Source organism: Streptomyces sp. NPDC006551 (genome assembly GCF_040611675.1).
Classification (GTDB): domain Bacteria; phylum Actinomycetota; class Actinomycetes; order Streptomycetales; family Streptomycetaceae; genus Streptomyces.
In genome coordinates this window covers 93,780-110,933 of sequence record NZ_JBEXOT010000020.1, presented here as the reverse complement: position 1 = coordinate 110,933, position 17,154 = coordinate 93,780, and the positions used below count along the sequence as shown (strand labels likewise).

The window sequence follows — 17,154 nt, the reverse complement described above, 5'->3', positions numbered from 1 at the left end:
GTGGCGCCCGGCGGGGGCCCGGGCGCCACCTCCCCCGCACCGGGAGGCTGTTGGGGGCCGGGGGTGATACGCCTGGGTCCCGGACAGGACCTACAGGACCTAGTTGTCGAGCGCCTCGGCGCCGGCGCGGGCGAACTTCTCGTCCAGGTCGCCGCTGGGCGCGCCGGCCACGCCGATGCCGGCGATCGGGGCGCCCTTGGCCGTGACGGGGACGCCGCCGCCGAGGAACAGGGTGCCGGGGATGTCCTTCAGGTTCGGGGCCTGGGCCAGGCGCCCGGCGAGGACGGAGGTCGGGGCGTTCCAGGAGACCGCGGTGAACGCCTTGCGCTCGGCCGACTCGTAGGACTGCGGGCCCGCGCCGTCGCCGCGGAGGGTCACGACGGTGTTGCCGTTGCGGTCCACGACGGCGACCGTCACGCGCTGGTTCTCGGCCTCGGCGGCGTCCAGGGTGGCCTGCGCGGCCCTGGTCGCGGCGTCGATCGTCAGGTGCGTGGTCTGCTGGAGGTTCTTGTTCGAGGCGTCGGCCTTGACGGCGGCGGCGGGGGCGGCGGCCGGAGCGGAGGCGTTCGCGGAGACGGCGCCGAAGGTGCCTGCGGCGAGGGCGGCGGCCGCGGTGGCGCCGATGAGCATCTTCTTCATGGTGAACTCCCTGGGATGGCTGCGTGAGTCGCTCTGCCATCGATCCTCCGGCCGGATCCGGTCCCCCACCGTCGACGGAGCGGCTGCCTCCGCCGCGCGGTACGGATGACACGCGGGTCAGCCGATCGGTTGATGCCCCTGTGGTCCCCCAGGGCCACCATGGAGACGTACACCCAGGTCAGGACCCGTACGGAAAGGCATGTGATGGAGCAGGACCCGGACGCCCGCTGGCTGGCGCGGGTCATGCACGTCGCCTTCTTCCTCCTGCTCGGCGCGTCCCTGGTCCGCTTCCTGCTGCGGCACCCGTGGGAGGACCGCGGCCCGTGGATCGTCGCCCTCTCTGGCGCCCTCGCCTCCCTCTACGTCCTCGGCCCGGTGCTCGGCACCCGCGCAACCCCCCGCCGGATCGCCTGGCTCTTCACCGTCGTCGCCGTCTGGGTGCTGCTGGTCGTCCTCGCGCCGAGCTTCGCCTGGTGCGCGGTCCCGCTCTTCTACACCGGTCTGCGCACCCTCCCGCCGCGCGCCGCCCTCGTCCTGGTCGCGCTGCTGACGGTCTTCGTCGTGGCCGCCCAGGTCCAGCTCTCGCACGGCGGCTGGGACCCGAACCTGATCATCGCCCCGCCGGCCGTCGCCGCCATCGCCACCGCCGTCTTCGTGCACGCGCAGCGCCAGGCCGACCGGCAGCGTGCGCTGATCGACGACCTGATCCGGACCCGCCGCGAACTGGCCGCGATCGAGCGTCGCGAGGGCACTCTGGCCGAGCGCCAGCGGCTCTCGATGGAGATCCACGACACCCTCGCCCAGGGCCTGTCCAGCCAGCAGATGCTGCTCCAGGCCGCGGACCGCACCTGGGACAGCGACCCGGCGACCGCCCGCCGCCACGTCCGTACCGCCGAGTCCATCGCCGAACGCAACCTCGCCGAGGCCCGCCGCTTCGTCCACGATCTCGCCCCCGCCGACCTCGCCGAGGGCGGCGGCCTGGAGGAGGCGCTGCGCACCCTCGCGGGCCGCGAGTCCGCCGCGTTCCGGGTCGACGGGGTGCCGGTGCCGCTGCCCGACCGGGTGCAGTCGGCGCTGCTGCGCATCGCGCAGGGCGCCCTCGCCAACGTCCGCGAGCACGCCGCCGCCACCTCCGCGGCGCTGACCCTGACCTACCTCGACGACCAGGTCGTCCTCGACATCGCCGACGACGGCCGCGGCTTCGACCCCCCGGCGTCCCCGGAACCGGGGGTACGCGGCCACGGCCTGCCCGCCATGCGGGTGCGTGCCCAGCAGCTCGGCGGCACGCTCACCATCGAATCCACGCCAGGCGAGGGCACGGTGCTCTCGGCCGCGATCCCCCTCGCACCCCCTCTGGAGACCTCATGACGGCGGTACGGATCCTGCTGTGCGACGACCACGCCGTCGTACGCGCCGGGCTGCTCGCCCTGCTCGGCAGCGCGCCCGACATCGAGGTCGTCGGCGAGGCCGGCAGCGGCGAGGAGGCCGTCGCGATGGCCGCGAAGCTGGCCCCGGACGTCGTCCTGATGGACCTTCAGCTCGGGCCGGGCATCGACGGCGTCGAGGCGACCCGCCGGATCGCGGGGTCGGGCGCCGGCGTCCACGTCCTGGTCCTCACCACGTACGACACGGACGCCGACATCACCCGCGCCATCGAGGCGGGCGCCACCGGCTACCTCCTGAAGGCCGAACGGCCCGAGGAGCTGTTCGCCGCGATCCACTCCGCCGCCCAGGGCCGCACCACCCTGTCCCCGCCCGTCGCCAGCCGCGTCATGGACCGGATGCGCGGCGCGGCCGGGCCCACGCTCACCGACCGCGAGCGGGACATCCTCGGCCAGCTCGCCCACGGCCTGGGGAACCGTGAGATCGCCCGCGCGCTCTTCATCAGCGAGGCGACCGTGAAGACCCACCTCGGCCGGATCTACGCCAAGCTCGGCGTCGACACGAGGGCGGGCGCCGTGGCCGTGGCCAAGGAACAGCGCCTTCTGCCCTGAGCCTCCCCCTCCTGCTACGCTTCGCTACCGTTCCATCACACGGTGTGAGACAACGGGAGGGCGCGTGAAGATCGCCTGCGTCGGCGGCGGGCCCGCCGGCCTGTACTTCTCGATCCTGATGAAGCGACAGGACCCGTCCCACGACATCACCGTCTATGAACGCAACCCCGCCGGCTCCACCTACGGCTGGGGCGTCACCTACTGGGCCGGGCTCCTCGACAAGCTCCGGGCCGGCGACCCCGAGTCCGCCGACGCCATCAGCGAGGCGTCCGTGCGCTGGACCGACGGCGTCGCCATCGTCCGCGACGAGCGGACCGTCCACCGCGGCGACGAGGGTTTCGGCATCGGCCGCCGCCGGATGCTCGCCCTCCTCGCCGAGCGGGCCGAAGCCCTGGGCGTACGGGTCGAGTTCGAGCACGCCATCACCGGCGAGGACGCCCCAGAACTCGCCGGCGCCGACCTGATCGTCGCCGCCGACGGGGTCAACAGCGTGCTGCGCGAGGCCCACAGCGACCACTTCGGCGCGGAGGTGACCACCGGCCGCAACCCGTACATCTGGCTCGGCACCACCAAGGTCTTCGACTCCTTCAGCTTCGCCTTCAAGGAGACCGAGCACGGCTGGATCTGGTGCTACGCCTACGGATTCAGCGGTGAACAGTCCACGTGTGTCGTCGAATGCTCCCCGGAGACATGGGCCGGCCTCGGCCTCGACACGCGGGGCGAGGCCGACAGCCTGAACCTGCTGGAGAAGTTCTTCCACGACCTCCTCGACGGCCATCCGCTGATCGGCCGGTCGCAGGCAGACGATGCCGCGCGGTGGCTGCACTTCCGCACCCTGACCAACCGCACCTGGCACCGGGGCAACGTGGTCCTCCTCGGCGACGCCGCCCACACCACCCACTACTCCATCGGCGCGGGCACCACCCTGGCCCTGGAGGACGCCCTCGCCCTCGCGGACGCCCTGCGCGACCTGGAGGCCCGGCGCGATCCGGACGCCCTGCGCGATCCGCGCGAGCCTGGGGGCCAGGCCGGGGCGGCCGGGGCCGGCCGGGACCTCGACGGGGCGCTGAGCCGTTACGGCCGGCGGCGGCGCGCGGAGCTTCTGTCGGCCCAGAGCGCGGCCCGCTACAGCGCTCGCTGGTACGAGAACCTCCCCCGCTACATGCACCTGGAACCGGCCCGGATGTTCGCCCTCCTCGGCCAGCGGCACTCTCCTCTGCTGCCGCACATCCCGCCCCAGCTCTACTACCGGATCGACAAGGCGGCCGGGCAACTGGAAGCGCTGCGCCGCCTCAAGCGCTGGCTGGGCCCCCGCCTCGCCCGCACCGTCCACGCCAGGACCGTCCACGCGAGGACCGGCACCCGAACCCCTACGCGTACCCGTACGGGCGCCTGACGGCACAAGGGCACCCGGGCCCACGCCCGACCCCGGCCCGGCCCGTCGCCTCCCCGGCCTCGCACGAACGCCTGACGGCGCCGGCAGACCCACCCCCCGACCCGCGCCCGCAGTCGCCCCCGCACCGGCCGCCGCCCGGCCCGGCCCATCGCCTCCCCCGGCGTGGGACCATCGACCCGTGCTCGACATCGGCTACTCCCTCTCCCGTCGCTTCCCCGATCCCCCGCAGACCGACTACCGCCGCGCGGACGTCCACGCCCTGCGTCACGACCTCTTCTGCGGGGACGTCTACCTCGCCGACCCCAAGGCCGACCGCGAGCTGTCCACAGCCTGGGGATGGGTGCCGGTGCTCGACTTCGCCTGGGCGCTGTGCGACATCGTCGAGCAGCTCGACCGCGACCCGCGCGGCAACCGGTCCGCGCGTCCCCAGTACGCCGAGCTCGACTTCACCGAGTCCTCCGACCGCATGCTCTTCGAGCGCCGCTTCGGCTGGGTGGACGTCGAGGCCGACTGGATGCCCGGCGACGAGCCCCCGCTCACCTTCAACCACCGCGAGCTGCGCCGCGAGGCCCGTGACTTCCTGCACGACCTGATCGCCGACCTCACCGACATGCACGAGGGCCTCGGCGACAACCCCGCGATCTGGGACCTCCAGGCCCGCTTCCCCCGCCTCCCCTGACGCCGGCACCCCCTAGTCCTCCACGCGCACCCCCAACTGGGCCCGCGATCTGGGACCTCCAGGCCCGCTTCCCCCGCCTCCCCTGACGCCGCCACCCCCTAGTCCTCCACGCGCACCCCCAACTGGGCAGCGAACACCGGCGCCAGGTCCAGCAGCTGGCCCGTACTGATCACCGCGCCCGACAAGGCGTCCACCCCGCGCGCGATCTCCAGCCGCTCGACCGTCCGCAGGTCCACGTCCTTCATCCGGGCCCCGCCGAAGTCCGCCCCCTTCAGCACGCAGTCGCGGAACTCCACCCTCTCCAGCCGCGCGCCGCCGAAGTCCGGCTCGCTCAGCACGCAGCCTTCGAAGACGACGTCCTTCAGCTTCGCCATCCGCAGATTCAGATAGTCGATCTTCCCGCCCCGCACCACGACCCTTTCCAGCACCGCCCCGTGCAGCTGCGTCCCCCCGAGCCGCGCGTCCAGCACCTCCACGTCCCGCAGCGACGCCCCCGCCAGGTCCGTCCCCACACCCCGTATCCCGCTCAGGACACAGTCCAGCACCCGCGCCGACGTCAGCCGCGTCTCGTCCAGCGCGCACTCCCGCAACGCGCAGTCCATGAACCGCGCGCCCGCCCCCTCCTGCCCCGCCAGATCGAGGCCGGTGAACTCGAGGCCGTCATAGTCCCCGTCCGGCTCGAGCCCCCTTCGTACGCCGTCAGCGGCGGCAGCCGCACCTCCGCCCGCCGCACGGCGGCCACCGCCTTCTTGCCGTTCCGTGTCGCCATGCCCCCATAGTGACGTGCGCCACTGACAACGCCCCGATGTCACAACCCACACCCCCGCGTCCGTCCCCTCCATGAGACCGACCCAGGGACAGGGACAGGGAGCGTCACATGCAGCGGAACAGGCAGCACATCACCGTCGTCGGCGGCGGATTCGCCGGACTCACCGCGGCCCTCACCGCCGCCGAGGCCGGGACCAAGGTCACCCTCCACGAGGCCCACGACACCCTCGGCGGCCGCGCCCGGACCGCCGATGGCCCGTACCGCACCAACGAGGGACCCCACGCCCTCTACAACGGCGGCCCCCACTGGACCTGGCTCAAGCAGCGCGGACTCCTCGGCCCGCTCGCGCCCCTCCCGCCGCTGGAGGCCGCCCGGTTCCGCTTCCACCGCGACGGCGCCCTGCGCCGCACCCCGCCCCTCGGCTTCCTGCGCCACACCCTCCGTACGGCCGAACAGGCCCCCGTCGACCTCGACTTCCTCACCTGGGCCACCCGGGTCGCCGGCCCCCGGGCCGCCCGCGACGCCGCCGCGTACTCCGGTGTCGCCCTCTACCACCACGACCCGGGCTCGCTCTCCGCCCGCTTCGTCCAGGAACGGCTCCACCGGGCCGCCGCACTGCCTCCCGAGGCCCACTACATCCGCGGTGGGTGGGGAGAGCTGATCGACCGGATGGCCGCCCGGGCCTGGGACCTGGGCGTACGGATCGAGACCTCCTCCCGCCTCGACGCGCTGCCGCTCGCCGACGGGCCGGTCATCGTCGCCACCTCCCTCGCCGCGGCCGCCCGCCTCCTCGGCGACCCCGGCCTGACCTGGGAGAGCGGCCGCACGGTCCTCTTCGACCTGGCGCTGCGCCGCCGCACGGGAGACCCGTTCGTCATCTCCGACCTGGACGCCCCCGGCTGGATCGAACGCTTCAGCGCACAGGACCCGTCCCTCGCCTCGGCCGGCGAACAGCTGATCCAGGCCCAGCTGCCCATCGGCCCCGACCGGTCCAAGGCCGACGGCGTCGCCCACGCCGAACGCCTCCTCGACCTCGGATTCCCCGGCTGGCGCGACCGTACGGTCTGGCGCCGCGAAGCCGTCTCCAACGGCCGTACGGGGGCGGTCGACCGCCCCGGCACCACCTGGCGCGACCGCCCGGCGATCGACCGCGGCGACGGCGTCTACCTCGTCGGCGACCAGGTCGCGGCGCCCGGTGTGCTCTCGGAGGTCTCCTTCACCAGCGCCGTCGAAGCGGTGTCGCTGGCTCTGCGCGCCACCCGCCTTGACCTCAAGCGCGCTTGAGGTTGAAAGCTGGGCTCACCGAACGATCACGCGCCGAAACGATCAGGCGCCGTACGACCACGCGACCCGGGGAGCCCGCCATGCACGCCATCCGCCTCCACGCCTTCGGCCCCGCCGAGAACCTGACGTACGAGGAGATCCCCGACCCCGTCCCGGGCCCCGGCCAGGTGCGCGTCGCGGTCACCGCGGCCGGCGTCCACCTCCTCGACACCGCCCTGCGCAGGGGGCAGTCGGGCCCGTTCCCCGCCCCCGCCGAACTCCCCACGATCCCCGGCCGCGAGGTCGCCGGCACCGTGGACGCGCTCGGCGAGGGCACCGACCCGGCCTGGCTCGGCAAGCGGGTCGTCGCCCACCTCGGCCTCGCCCCCGGCGGCTACGCCGAACTCGCCGTCGTCGACGCCGCCAGGCTCCACGAGCTCCCCGACACCCTCGGCGACACCGAAGCCGTCGCCATGATCGGCACCGGCCGCACCACCCTCGGCATCCTCCAGTTCACCGAGCTCGGTCCCGACTCGGTCGCCGTCGTCCCGGCGGCCGCCGGCGGCATCGGCACGCTCCTCGTCCAGTACGCGAAGAACGCCGGCGCCACCGTCATCGGCCTCGCCGGCGGCCCCGAGAAGGTCGCCCTCGTCCAGGACAACGGCGCGGACCTGGCCGTCGACTACACGCTCCCCCACTGGCCCGACGAGGTCCGCGCCTTCCTCGGCCGCCTCCCCCGGACTCCGTCCGGGGGGACCCCCATGGCCACCGTCGTCTTCGACTCCGTCGGAGGAGACACCGGCCGCGCCGCCGTCGACCTCCTCGGCAAGGGCGGACAGCACCTCGTCTTCGGCTGGTCCGGCAAGGGCCCCCACGACGGCGAACCCCTCACCTTCACCGAGGAGGAGCTCGCCGCCCGGGGCATCACCTCCGAGAGCGTCCTCGGCCCGGTCATGATCCAGAAGGCCGGCGGCGACATCCGCAACCTCGAACTCGCCTCGCTCGCCGCCGCCACCGCTGGCCACCTCCGCCCGGCCGTCCACCCCTTCCCCCTCGCCGAGGCGTCCACCGCCCACCGGGCACTGGAAACCCGCGGCACGGTGGGCAAGGTGGTCCTGATCCCGTAAAGCCGTGCGGAGCCCCTGAACGGGAGAACCGCCCGAGCCCCCGAACCGCAGTGCCCGCTTACGCCCCCAGCGACGCGAGCGCCTCGTCGGTCAGCCGGTACACCGTCCACTCGTCCTGCGGCTTCGCGCCCAGCGACTTGTAGAAGTTGATCGACGGGGTGTTCCAGTCCAGGACCGACCACTCCAGGCGCTCGTACCCACGCTCCACACAGATCCGCGCCAGCTCCCGCAGCAGCGCCTTCCCGTACCCGCCACCCCGCAGCGACGGCCGCACGTACAGATCCTCCAGATAGATCCCGTGCACCCCGCGCCACGTCGAGAAGTTCAGGAACCACAGCGCGAAGCCGGCCACCTCGCCCTCGTCCGTCTCGGCGATGTGCGCGAACGCGGCGGGGCGCTCACCGAACAGCGCCTCGCGCAGTTGGACCTCGCTCGCGCGGGCCTCGTCGAGCGCCTTCTCGTACTCGGCGAGCTCACGGACCATCGCGTGGATGACGGGGACATCGGCAGGAGTGGCAGTACGAATCATGCGCTCAGCCTGCACGGGTCACCGCGTGCGTGCCAGTAGTGTCCGGGCGATGGACACCTGTTCCTCGTCCAGCGCCGGCTCCCCGTCCTCCACGTCCCACAGCCCGTTCTGCAGCACCCGCCCCAGCGTCCAGGCCGCCGCCCGCCCCCGATCGAGCCCCAGCACCTCCGTCATCAGGTCGAAACGCCACAGCGTCTCCGCCGGATCCGGATCGAAGGCGCTCGTCAGCGCCGGCAGCAGATCGAATCCCGGGTCCCCGGCCAGCGGCTTCGGGTCGATCGCCAGCCACGGCTCCCGGTCGGCCGCCAGGATGTTGTCGACATGCAGATCCCAGTGGAGCAGTCGGTCCCCCGGCTCGCCCACGACCTCCCGTACCGCCGACGCACAGTCCCGCAGCAGCCGCGCGTCCGCCGCCCCGAGCCGTGCCACCGCCTCCGGCACGCCCTCCAGCATCCGCGCCGCGATGTCGCCCAGCCCGCGCACCCCCTCCGGCGCGGGCACCGCCACGAGGCGGGCGAGCACGTCCGTCAGGATCCGCGTCGCCTCCCGCGTGTTCTCCACCGTCGACAGATGCCGGCTCTCGTCCAGCCGCTCCAGAAGCAGCGTTCCCGTCTCCGGATCGTCTTCGAGGAGACGGACGGCCCCGGCCCCGCCCCACGCCCGCAGCGCGACCGCCTCCCCCGCGCTCTCCTCGTCCAGGAGTTGCATCTTGAGCGCGGCCCGCGCACCGTCGGCAGTCCGCGTCACCGGCAGGACCAGCGACGCCACTCCGTACATCGACGGCCCGGTCGGCCGCAGCCCCCAGCGGTCCAGATAGTGCGCGGCCCGCTCGGGCAGCGCGGCGACGAACGCGCGCCCGGCGTCGCCGTTGAACCGCGCCTGGGACTCCGCGAGTTCCTCCGGCACATGGATCAAATGGAAAGGCACACGGCGATGCTAGGCACCGGCGTTCTTCGGCACACGCGAATAAGCGGCCGCGTCGTCCGGGGCGCCCCCGGCAGGTCCTGGAACGGGACGGCCGCCGCCGGCTCTCGCCCTCGCGCCGGAACGCCCGTATCCACAAGGGCGACGGCTCCAGTAACCTCCCGCCCACACCCCAGGGAGAAGGGCACCATGAGCAGCACGGTCAACGGCGGCATTTCATTCTGGTACGCGCAGGAAGGCACCCCCGCCCCCCGCGAACCTCTGCCCGGGGACGCCACGGCCGACGTCTGCATCGTCGGCGGCGGCTACACCGGCCTGTGGACCGCCTACTACCTCAAGAAGGCCGTCCCCTTCCTCAACATCACCGTCCTCGAGGCCAAGTTCTGCGGCTACGGCGCCTCCGGACGCAACGGCGGCTGGCTCTACAACGGCATCGCCGGCCGCGACCGGTACGCCAGGCTCCACGGCCACGACGCGGCCGTCCGCCTCCAGCAGGCGATGAACGACACGGTCACCGAGGTCATCCGCGTCGCCGCCGAGGAAGGCATCGACGCCGACATCCACCAGGGCGGCGTCCTCGAGGTCGCGACCTCCCCCGCCCAGCTCGCCCGCCTCAAGGACTTCCACGCCGTCGAGATCGCCTTCGGCGAGAAGGACCGCGAACTGTTCGGCGCCCGCGAGACCGCCGACCGCGTCCGCGTCACCGGCGCCGTCGGCTCGACCTGGACTCCGCACGGCGCCCGCCTGCACCCGGTGAAACTCGTCAAGGGCCTCGCCGCGGCCGTCGAAGCCCTCGGCGTCACCATCCACGAGTCCACGCCGGTCACCGAGATCAAGCCCAAGCACGCCATCACGCCGTACGGCACCGTCCGCGCCCCGTACGTCCTGCGCTGCACGGAAGGCTTCACCGCCTCCCTCACCGGGCAGCGGCGCACCTGGCTCCCCATGAACTCCTCCATGATCGCCACGGAGCCCCTCACCGACGCCCAGTGGGAGACCGTCGGCTGGAACGGCCTCGAAACCCTCGGCGACATGGCCCACGCCTACATGTACGCGCAGCGCACCGCCGACGGCCGCATCGCCCTCGGCGGCCGCGGGGTCCCCTACCGCTACGCCTCCCGCACCGACAACGACGGACGCACCCAGCCCCAGACCGTCGAAGCCCTCCGCGAGATCCTCATCCGCTTCTTCCCGTCCCTCGCCGGCCTCGGCATCGCCCACGCCTGGTCCGGCGTCCTCGGCGTCCCCCGCGACTGGTGCGCCACGGTCACGCTCGACCGCTCCACCGGCCTCGGCTGGGCGGGCGGTTACGTCGGATCGGGCGTCGCCACCACCAACCTCGCGGCCCGCACCCTCCGCGACCTCATCCAGCAGGACTCGGGCCAGTCGGGGCCCACCGACCTGACGGCGCTCCCCTGGGTCAACCACAAGGTCCGCAAGTGGGAGCCGGAGCCCTTCCGCTGGCTCGGCGTCCAGACGATGTACGCGGCCTACCGCACGGCCGACCACCGCGAATCCACCACCCACACACCGACGACGGCCCCCCTCGCCACCCTCGCCAACCGCCTCTCGGGCCGCTGACGGCCCTGCCCTCGCCCTACAGACCGCCGCCCACCAGATCACACCGCGGTCCCGGGCCGGGCACGCGAGGGAGACGAACCTCGTCGGTGATCCGGCGGTGGCGGGCTGCCTCAGCCGTGGCCCCGCCGAGCTGCTGCGCGTCACGTGATCCGACACGAGCGCCGTATGAGGCTCCCGAGCCCGCAGTCGGCCGCCGGGGATGTCAGGCTGCCCCTCGATGCGAACAACGAGGGGCGATCGCTGAGGTCAGTTCGGCTACTTCAGGGCAGCAAGGCCCTTCTGCAAATCGTCGAGGTTCATGACGGGCTCGAAGGTGACTTCCGCGCCCATCTCCTGGAAGAACGGATCCGCGATGGCGGGCAGCTGCGAGCTGTCCTTCATGTCGAACACGAGAATCATGGAGCGTCCGCCCTCAGGAGTGAAGTAGGCGGCCTCCGGCTTCAGCCGCTCGATGGTCGACTTCAGCGACTGGGGCATCGCTCCGCCCTTCGTCACCTGATTCGACATCTGGGTGTCCATGCGGGCCTTCATCATCATCCGCATCGCACGCTCTCCTCGCGCACCGCGACCTGCGCGGTTCCGTCCGCGCTCACTGGGATCCGGTGCATCCCGCTCAGCTTCACCCCCCTCGATCACGGTCCGCAACATTTCATACGCTCTACGTGACACCGGGTTGGGGCGCGGCCGCGTATCGCCCCCTTCAAACACCAAAGGCCCCGGACCATGATCGGTCCGGGGCCTTCCGCCTGGAGCCCCCTGTCGGGTTCGAACCGACGCCCCCCGCTTTACAAGAGAGGGAAGGCAGGGCCATGCCTGACCTGCACAAACACTGCGAGAGCTGACCGTCACCCCGGAGCCCGACAACGCCCCTCATTCTCCGAGGCTTCCCGCACGATCTGGCACGGATGTGGCACGGTCTTCCCCGCGGTCTGTCAGGGCCTCGGGATAGCGTCCACCTGCGCGTGGTCGGCTTCCGAGGTGTTCAGCTCTGTAGTGCAGCTGCATCCCTGACTTTGTCCGGGGGCGGCCCGATGCAAGCCCGGGACCCAACCGACGGTCAGGCTCCGCCGATGGCCAAGAGTGCCCTGTCAGCGCCGGCCGCGCGCACGCTTTCCAAGTCTGTTGGCGCTCTTCAGGGGCCCATGCATTCGTCAGTGTCCACTCACGTTCGGCTGCTGGCGGTGTCACGGCTCTCGGCCCTCCATGAACTACCCCGGACAGTGCCGAACGAGACGGAAACTGAGACGGAGCCCAGCGGAAGTGGTGGCGGGCGGGAAGCCTTCAGAAGGGGGGAGCGGTGTCGTAGCCGTCCTGCGACTCGACACCCCAAGGCTGAGGCTGGGATTCGGCGTCACAGAAGGCATATCGCTCCTGCAGGACCTCCAACCCGGTGGTGTCATGGCCCCAGGTTGCCAGCGCATCGATCGCCCTCTCCTGGTACTTCCATGCCTCACTCGTAGCCAAGACGTCGCGCAGCATGGGGGCCAGGGCGTCTCGCAGGTGAATGAGAAGAGGGTCGTCGAGCAGCGGGATACAGGCGGAGAGAGCCGCTGCGCGTACGTCAGTGTCGGGATCATCGAGGAACGCGGAGACGGCGTGGAAGAGCTGCGGCCGAATCCGGCAGATCGCGACGAACGGCGGGTACTCCTCGGGCGGGAACCCGAAACGCCGACTGGTGGCCGCGGCCTCGTCGTCTGCTGCATCGGCGACGGAGTCAAGCCACCCCAGCAACTCGGCGCGCATCGGTCCAGAGAAGCCGTTGGACCCCTTCTCGACGGCTTCGAGGGTTCGGGCATCGCCGAGGATGCCCGCCACGTACATGGCAGCCGGCGCCGTGGCGGTGTACAGGGTGTTCTGGTGGTGCACCACGTGATGCAGACGGCTCAATGACTCTGACCTCACGCGCAGATCGGTGTCCATGAGACCTTGCAGCATCTGCGGTACGTCCTGAGCCGTTCCGTAGGCATGCTCCAGAGTGCTCCATGCTGTTCTGGACAGCACCTCTGCGGGGTCTATCGGCTCGACTGTCTCCTGGGGGAGGGGCACGCCGCGAGTATGGCGCAGGGCCGACGAGTACGAGCCGTCGGCCCTGTGCCTTCTGTTCCGTAGCTCTCGCCGGAGCGGTCAGTGGCGGCCATTCCGGCCGCTATGGGGCCCGGGAGGGACGCTACCGAACGGGGTCGGTTGCTGGGTTGCGGTACTGCGCTGCTGTACAGCTCACGGCCCGCTAGGTCGGCTCATCGACTCCGTTGGCGGGTTGTCCGCGAAGAGCCGCGACTGCGTCGCGTCAGCTGCGGGATGTCACCCGCCATCCGCCGCTCCCGGAGAAGGCGAACCGCGTGCGCAGCGGAAGCGATCAGCATGAAGAGCAGAGCGGTGGCGTAGAGAATTCGCCGCCATCCCCCATCCGAGAAAGCGGCTTCTCCCCCGCACCACAGGGCTACGAACAGCCACCCGGCGCGGGCTCGCCAGTCGCGCCGCCGCCTTTCGACCACCGACAGGCCACCTCTCCTGGAGCGACTGGAATCCTGTGGACCGCTATCCGACCACGCCGTGCCCAGGCGCCTTGGCCTGGGGTCTAGTTTGGAAGATCCCGGATGCGGATTCCGGCTGACCTGCACGTTCACTGACCTGCGGCGGAGCGGGTGCACTGACCATCGTTCCCCGTGGCTACCCTCTGCTTCCCCACTGATCGGGCACGCAAGGGGCACGCGTGCAGGATGCCGGGATGGTGCGATCACATGCTGCTTGGGAGAAGCGCGTACGGGACCTCCTCGCGTCCCTGATGGGGCCCGGCTCGGAGCCGCTGCGTGGCCACGTGCTCGACTTCCTCAGGGCTGGTGAGCATGGACTCGCCATCGAAACACTGGCTGACTGGATCGGGGACCTTAAAGACCCCACGCTCGTTGCATCCGCCGACCGCGCACGAGTTCTCGATCTGGCCTCGGACTTCCCCGAGGAGACACGCAGAACAGCACGCTGGCCGACAAAGCTCCGAAGTCCGCCGCCGGTGTCCGCCCGGTCGCCTTCCCGGCCGAACTCGTCCCCGAGCTCGCTCACCGCCTGGAGCACTTCGCCGGTGCCGGACAGGACGGTCACCTCTTCCAGGGCCCCCGCGGCGGGCTCCTGCGCCGCAGCAACTTCCGGGACGACTGGACGACCGCCCGCACCAAGGCCGGCATCTCCGGGGACGTGCACTTCCACGATCTCCGTCACACCGGGAACACCCTGGCCTCCAGCGCGGGGGCCAGTACGCGCGAGCTCATGACGCGGATGGGGCACAGCACCACCCGGGCCGCCCTGATCTACCAGCACATGACGAGCGACCGTGATCAGCACATCGCGGGGAAGCTCGGAGAGATGATCCGCCAGGCCCGGAAGGACAGCGATCCGCCGCCTTCTGGCACGTAGGTGGCACGGCCGTGATCATGCGAAAGGGCCGGCGCCGGGGAAACGTCCCCCTGCGCTGGCCCTTTGCGTGGAGCCCCCTGTCGGGTTCGAACCGACGACCCCCGCTTTACAAGAGCGGTGCTCTGGCCAGCTGAGCTAAGGAGGCAGCGAGTGCAGTGTAACCAACGACCCACCCACCCCGGTCGGAAATATCACCGCCCCTGGACTGCTGACAGATCCGCCGCCGCCGGGTAGCGTCAGCCGGAGTTCACTCCGGTGGACTACACCACATCCTTCCTTCCACTCGGATCGTCCGGCACGTTCCTGCCGGTGAAGGGACACATCACCATGGCTTCTGTCACGTTCGACAAGGCGACCCGGCTCTACCCGGGGTCCGACAAGCCCGCCGTCGACCAGCTCGAGATCGAGATCGAGGACGGCGAATTCCTCGTCCTCGTCGGCCCCTCCGGCTGCGGCAAGTCGACCTCCCTGCGCATGCTCGCCGGCCTGGAGGACGTCAACGGCGGCTCCATCCGCATCGGTGACCGCGACGTCACGCACCTGCCGCCGAAGGACCGGGACATCGCCATGGTGTTCCAGAACTACGCGCTGTACCCGCACATGACCGTCGCCGACAACATGGGCTTCGCGCTCAAGATCGCCGGCGTCAACAAGGCCGAGATCCGCGCCAAGGTCGAGGAGGCCGCGAAGATCCTCGACCTCACGCCGTACCTCGACCGGAAGCCGAAGGCGCTCTCCGGTGGTCAGCGCCAGCGCGTCGCGATGGGCCGCGCCATCGTGCGTGAGCCGCAGGTCTTCCTCATGGACGAGCCGCTGTCGAACCTCGACGCCAAGCTCCGTGTCTCCACCCGTACGCAGATCGCCAGCCTCCAGCGCCGGCTCGGCATCACCACGGTGTACGTCACCCACGACCAGGTCGAGGCCCTCACCATGGGCGACCGCGTCGCCGTGCTGAAGGACGGTCTGCTCCAGCAGGTCGACTCGCCGCGCAACATGTACGACCGTCCCGCCAACCTCTTCGTCGCCGGCTTCATCGGCTCCCCGGCCATGAACCTGGTCGAGGTCCCGATCACCGACGGCGGCGTGAAGTTCGGCAACAGCGTCGTCCCGGTCTCCCGTGAGGCGCTCTCCGCCGCCACCGCCAAGGGCGACACGACCGTCACGGTCGGCATCCGCCCCGAGCACTTCGACGTCTCGGGCGCCACCAGCAAGGAAGGTCTGGCCGTCTCCGTGAACGTCGTCGAGGAGCTCGGCGCCGACGGTTACGTCTACGGCTCCTCCCGCGTCGGCGGCGAGGACAAGGACCTGGTCGTCCGCGTCGGCGGCCGCGCCGTGCCGGAGAAGGGCTCCACGCTGCACGTCGTGCCCCGCGCCGACGAGCTGCACGTCTTCTCCACCTCGACGGGCGAGCGTCTCTCCGGCTGACGCCGGGACCGGCACCCCGGCCGGCCGCCGAGAGGCCCCGTTCCCGTTTGCGGGCGCGGGGCCTCTCGCGTACCCCCGTATTCCCCGCCGCGCCTGCCGACAAATACCCCGGCAGACCCTCCAATTCGGGCACCCGCGTCAACACGGAATTCGAAAAGCCGCCTCGAACCATCCCCCGCGAGAGTGACTAAATGTCTCCCTATCACTACCGACCGCTACGCTCGCCTGCGTGACGCACACTGCCCGCCGTATCGGCCGCTCTCTCGCCCTCGTCCTGCCCGTCGTCCTGGTGCTCTCCGGCACGCTCGCGGTGTCCGCCGTTCCGTGGGCCGGCCAGGGCTCCGGGACCCAGATGCTCACCGCATCCTCCGAGGACGTCTCCGTCCCCGCCAAGCCCCGTGCCCCGCAGGATGTTCTCCGCGACCGGCTCCTCGCGGAGCTTCAGGAGAAGGACCCCGGAACGGCTCTCACCCACCTCCAGCGCGAGGTCGAGAACCGCCCGTCCCTCGCCAAGCACTGCATGTCGATCGCCCGCGCCCTCGGCCGCGCCGCCGTCCAGCACTACGGCCCCACGCGCGCCCAGTCCTACTCCCGCCCGGTCTGCGACACCTCGTTCGCGTCCGGCGTAATGTACGCGAGCTGAGCCGGCACGCCGATCGACGATTCAGCCTCGAGAGGGACGCATATCGTTCCCGGTATGCACACCACCCCCACGCAGGCCGTGGTCCTGGCAGGCGGCCAGGGCTCGCGCCTGCGCCCCTACACCGACGACCGCCCCAAGCCGATGGTCGAGATCCCGGGCACCGGGACCCCGATCATCGGCCATCAGCTGTCCTGGCTCGCCGCCGAGGGCGTCACGGACGCCGTGATCTCCTGCGGCCATCTCGCCGAGGTGCTCCAGGAGTGGCTGGCCTCCGCCGTCCTCCCCCTGCGCGTGACGACGGTCGTCGAGACGGAGCCGCTGGGCCGCGGCGGCGGTCTGAAGTACGCGGCGGCGCATCTGCCCGAACCGGGGCAGCCCTGGTACGCCACCAACGGCGACATCTGGACCCGCTTCTCCCTGCGTGAGATGGCCGGGTTCCACGCGGAGCGCGACGCCACCGCCACCCTCGCGCTCGCCCGCCCCCGGATCCCGTGGGGCGCCGTCGAGACCGACACCTTCGGGCACATCACCGACTTCATCGAGTCGCCGCCGTCGCCGTATCTCATCAACGCGGGCGTGTACGTCTTCTCCGCGGCCTTCACGGACCTTCTGCCGGACCGGGGCGACCACGAGCGCACCACCTTCCCCCGTCTCGCCCGTGAGCGCCGTCTGGCGGGCTTCCCGCTGCCCCAAGGGGCGTACTGGCGGGCCATCGACACCGCGAAGGACCTCACGGAGGCGGCGAAGGAGCTGGGCTCCCAGGGTCCCTGACAG

At 71.5% G+C, this 17,154-nt stretch carries 16 protein-coding genes, 2 tRNA genes and 1 pseudogene; 11 read left to right on the top strand and 8 right to left on the bottom strand.

Going from position 1 to position 17,154, the window contains the following annotated elements:
- Positions 1 to 99: 99 nt before the first annotated feature.
- Positions 100 to 639 carry a heme-binding protein gene (locus ABZY12_RS19675; RefSeq protein ID WP_356891917.1) on the bottom strand — a complete coding sequence of 180 codons (540 nt, stop codon included), beginning with the start codon at positions 637 to 639 and terminating at the stop codon, positions 100 to 102.
- A 159-nt stretch (positions 640 to 798) separates the two neighbouring features.
- On the opposite strand from ABZY12_RS19675, the gene ABZY12_RS19670 reads away from it, so the two are divergent.
- From ABZY12_RS19670 to ABZY12_RS19655, 4 genes are all read left to right on the top strand, one after another.
- Complete coding sequence (locus ABZY12_RS19670; RefSeq protein WP_356891951.1) at positions 799 to 2,007, top strand: sensor histidine kinase; 1,209 nt, start codon at positions 799 to 801, stop codon at positions 2,005 to 2,007.
- On the top strand, positions 2,004 to 2,633 hold the full coding sequence (locus ABZY12_RS19665; RefSeq protein ID WP_356891915.1) for a response regulator transcription factor: 630 nt from the start codon (positions 2,004 to 2,006) through the stop codon (positions 2,631 to 2,633). Before ABZY12_RS19670 ends, ABZY12_RS19665 begins: the two co-directional genes overlap by 4 nt.
- A 64-nt stretch (positions 2,634 to 2,697) precedes the next feature.
- Positions 2,698 to 4,029, top strand: coding sequence for an FAD-dependent monooxygenase (locus ABZY12_RS19660; RefSeq protein WP_356891913.1), 1,332 nt, complete (start codon positions 2,698 to 2,700; stop codon positions 4,027 to 4,029).
- A gap of 178 nt (positions 4,030 to 4,207) precedes the next feature.
- Complete coding sequence (locus ABZY12_RS19655; protein WP_356891911.1) at positions 4,208 to 4,708, top strand: hypothetical protein; 501 nt, start codon at positions 4,208 to 4,210, stop codon at positions 4,706 to 4,708.
- A 98-nt stretch (positions 4,709 to 4,806) separates the two neighbouring features.
- Here ABZY12_RS19655 and ABZY12_RS19650 read toward each other — a convergent pair.
- Positions 4,807 to 5,477 (bottom strand): annotated as a pseudogene (locus tag ABZY12_RS19650) (pentapeptide repeat-containing protein).
- 108 nt (positions 5,478 to 5,585) lie between these two features.
- Here ABZY12_RS19650 and ABZY12_RS19645 point away from each other — a divergent pair.
- Together ABZY12_RS19645 and ABZY12_RS19640 are read left to right on the top strand one after the other, a co-directional pair.
- A complete protein-coding gene (locus ABZY12_RS19645) occupies positions 5,586 to 6,761 on the top strand; it encodes an NAD(P)-binding protein (RefSeq protein ID WP_356891909.1) in 1,176 nt (391 codons plus the stop codon).
- A gap of 80 nt (positions 6,762 to 6,841) precedes the next feature.
- A complete protein-coding gene (locus ABZY12_RS19640; RefSeq protein WP_356891907.1) occupies positions 6,842 to 7,867 on the top strand; it encodes a zinc-binding dehydrogenase in 1,026 nt (341 codons plus the stop codon).
- Between the two features lie 58 nt (positions 7,868 to 7,925).
- On the opposite strand, the gene ABZY12_RS19635 is transcribed toward ABZY12_RS19640, so the two are convergent.
- On the bottom strand, positions 7,926 to 8,396 hold the full coding sequence (locus ABZY12_RS19635) for a GNAT family N-acetyltransferase (protein ID WP_356891905.1): 471 nt from the start codon (positions 8,394 to 8,396) through the stop codon (positions 7,926 to 7,928).
- A gap of 18 nt (positions 8,397 to 8,414) precedes the next feature.
- On the bottom strand, positions 8,415 to 9,311 hold the full coding sequence (locus tag ABZY12_RS19630) for an aminoglycoside phosphotransferase family protein (RefSeq protein WP_356891949.1): 897 nt from the start codon (positions 9,309 to 9,311) through the stop codon (positions 8,415 to 8,417).
- Positions 9,312 to 9,509: 198 nt separating this feature from the next.
- Between ABZY12_RS19630 and ABZY12_RS19625 the strand changes: the two genes are divergently transcribed.
- Positions 9,510 to 10,901 carry an FAD-dependent oxidoreductase gene (locus tag ABZY12_RS19625; protein ID WP_356891903.1) on the top strand — a complete coding sequence of 464 codons (1,392 nt, stop codon included), beginning with the start codon at positions 9,510 to 9,512 and terminating at the stop codon, positions 10,899 to 10,901.
- A 255-nt stretch (positions 10,902 to 11,156) separates the two neighbouring features.
- Here ABZY12_RS19625 and ABZY12_RS19620 read toward each other — a convergent pair whose 3' ends face one another.
- The 3 genes from ABZY12_RS19620 to ABZY12_RS19610 form a co-directional block, all read right to left on the bottom strand.
- Positions 11,157 to 11,444 carry a DUF3303 family protein gene (locus tag ABZY12_RS19620; protein WP_356891901.1) on the bottom strand — a complete coding sequence of 96 codons (288 nt, stop codon included), beginning with the start codon at positions 11,442 to 11,444 and terminating at the stop codon, positions 11,157 to 11,159.
- A gap of 204 nt (positions 11,445 to 11,648) precedes the next feature.
- Positions 11,649 to 11,728 (bottom strand) — tRNA-Thr (locus ABZY12_RS19615).
- 454 nt (positions 11,729 to 12,182) lie between these two features.
- Complete coding sequence (locus ABZY12_RS19610) at positions 12,183 to 12,947, bottom strand: hypothetical protein (protein ID WP_356891899.1); 765 nt, start codon at positions 12,945 to 12,947, stop codon at positions 12,183 to 12,185.
- Between the two features lie 864 nt (positions 12,948 to 13,811).
- Between ABZY12_RS19610 and ABZY12_RS19605 the strand changes: the two genes are divergently transcribed.
- On the top strand, positions 13,812 to 14,312 hold the full coding sequence (locus tag ABZY12_RS19605) for a tyrosine-type recombinase/integrase (RefSeq protein ID WP_356891947.1): 501 nt from the start codon (positions 13,812 to 13,814) through the stop codon (positions 14,310 to 14,312).
- A gap of 68 nt (positions 14,313 to 14,380) precedes the next feature.
- Here the strand turns inward: ABZY12_RS19605 and ABZY12_RS19600 are convergent.
- Positions 14,381 to 14,457: transfer RNA gene (locus ABZY12_RS19600), tRNA-Thr, on the bottom strand.
- A 182-nt stretch (positions 14,458 to 14,639) separates the two neighbouring features.
- On the opposite strand from ABZY12_RS19600, the gene ugpC reads away from it, so the two are divergent.
- From ugpC to ABZY12_RS19585, 3 genes are all read left to right on the top strand, one after another.
- The gene (gene ugpC, locus ABZY12_RS19595) at positions 14,640 to 15,737 is read left to right on the top strand and encodes a sn-glycerol-3-phosphate ABC transporter ATP-binding protein UgpC (protein ID WP_356891897.1); all 1,098 of its coding nucleotides are present in this window, start codon (positions 14,640 to 14,642) and stop codon (positions 15,735 to 15,737) included.
- A gap of 229 nt (positions 15,738 to 15,966) precedes the next feature.
- Positions 15,967 to 16,380, top strand: a complete 414-nt coding sequence (locus tag ABZY12_RS19590; RefSeq protein ID WP_356891895.1) for a hypothetical protein — start codon at positions 15,967 to 15,969, stop codon at positions 16,378 to 16,380.
- A gap of 54 nt (positions 16,381 to 16,434) precedes the next feature.
- Positions 16,435 to 17,151, top strand: coding sequence for a nucleotidyltransferase family protein (locus ABZY12_RS19585; RefSeq protein ID WP_356891893.1), 717 nt, complete (start codon positions 16,435 to 16,437; stop codon positions 17,149 to 17,151).
- Positions 17,152 to 17,154 lie beyond the last annotated feature (3 nt).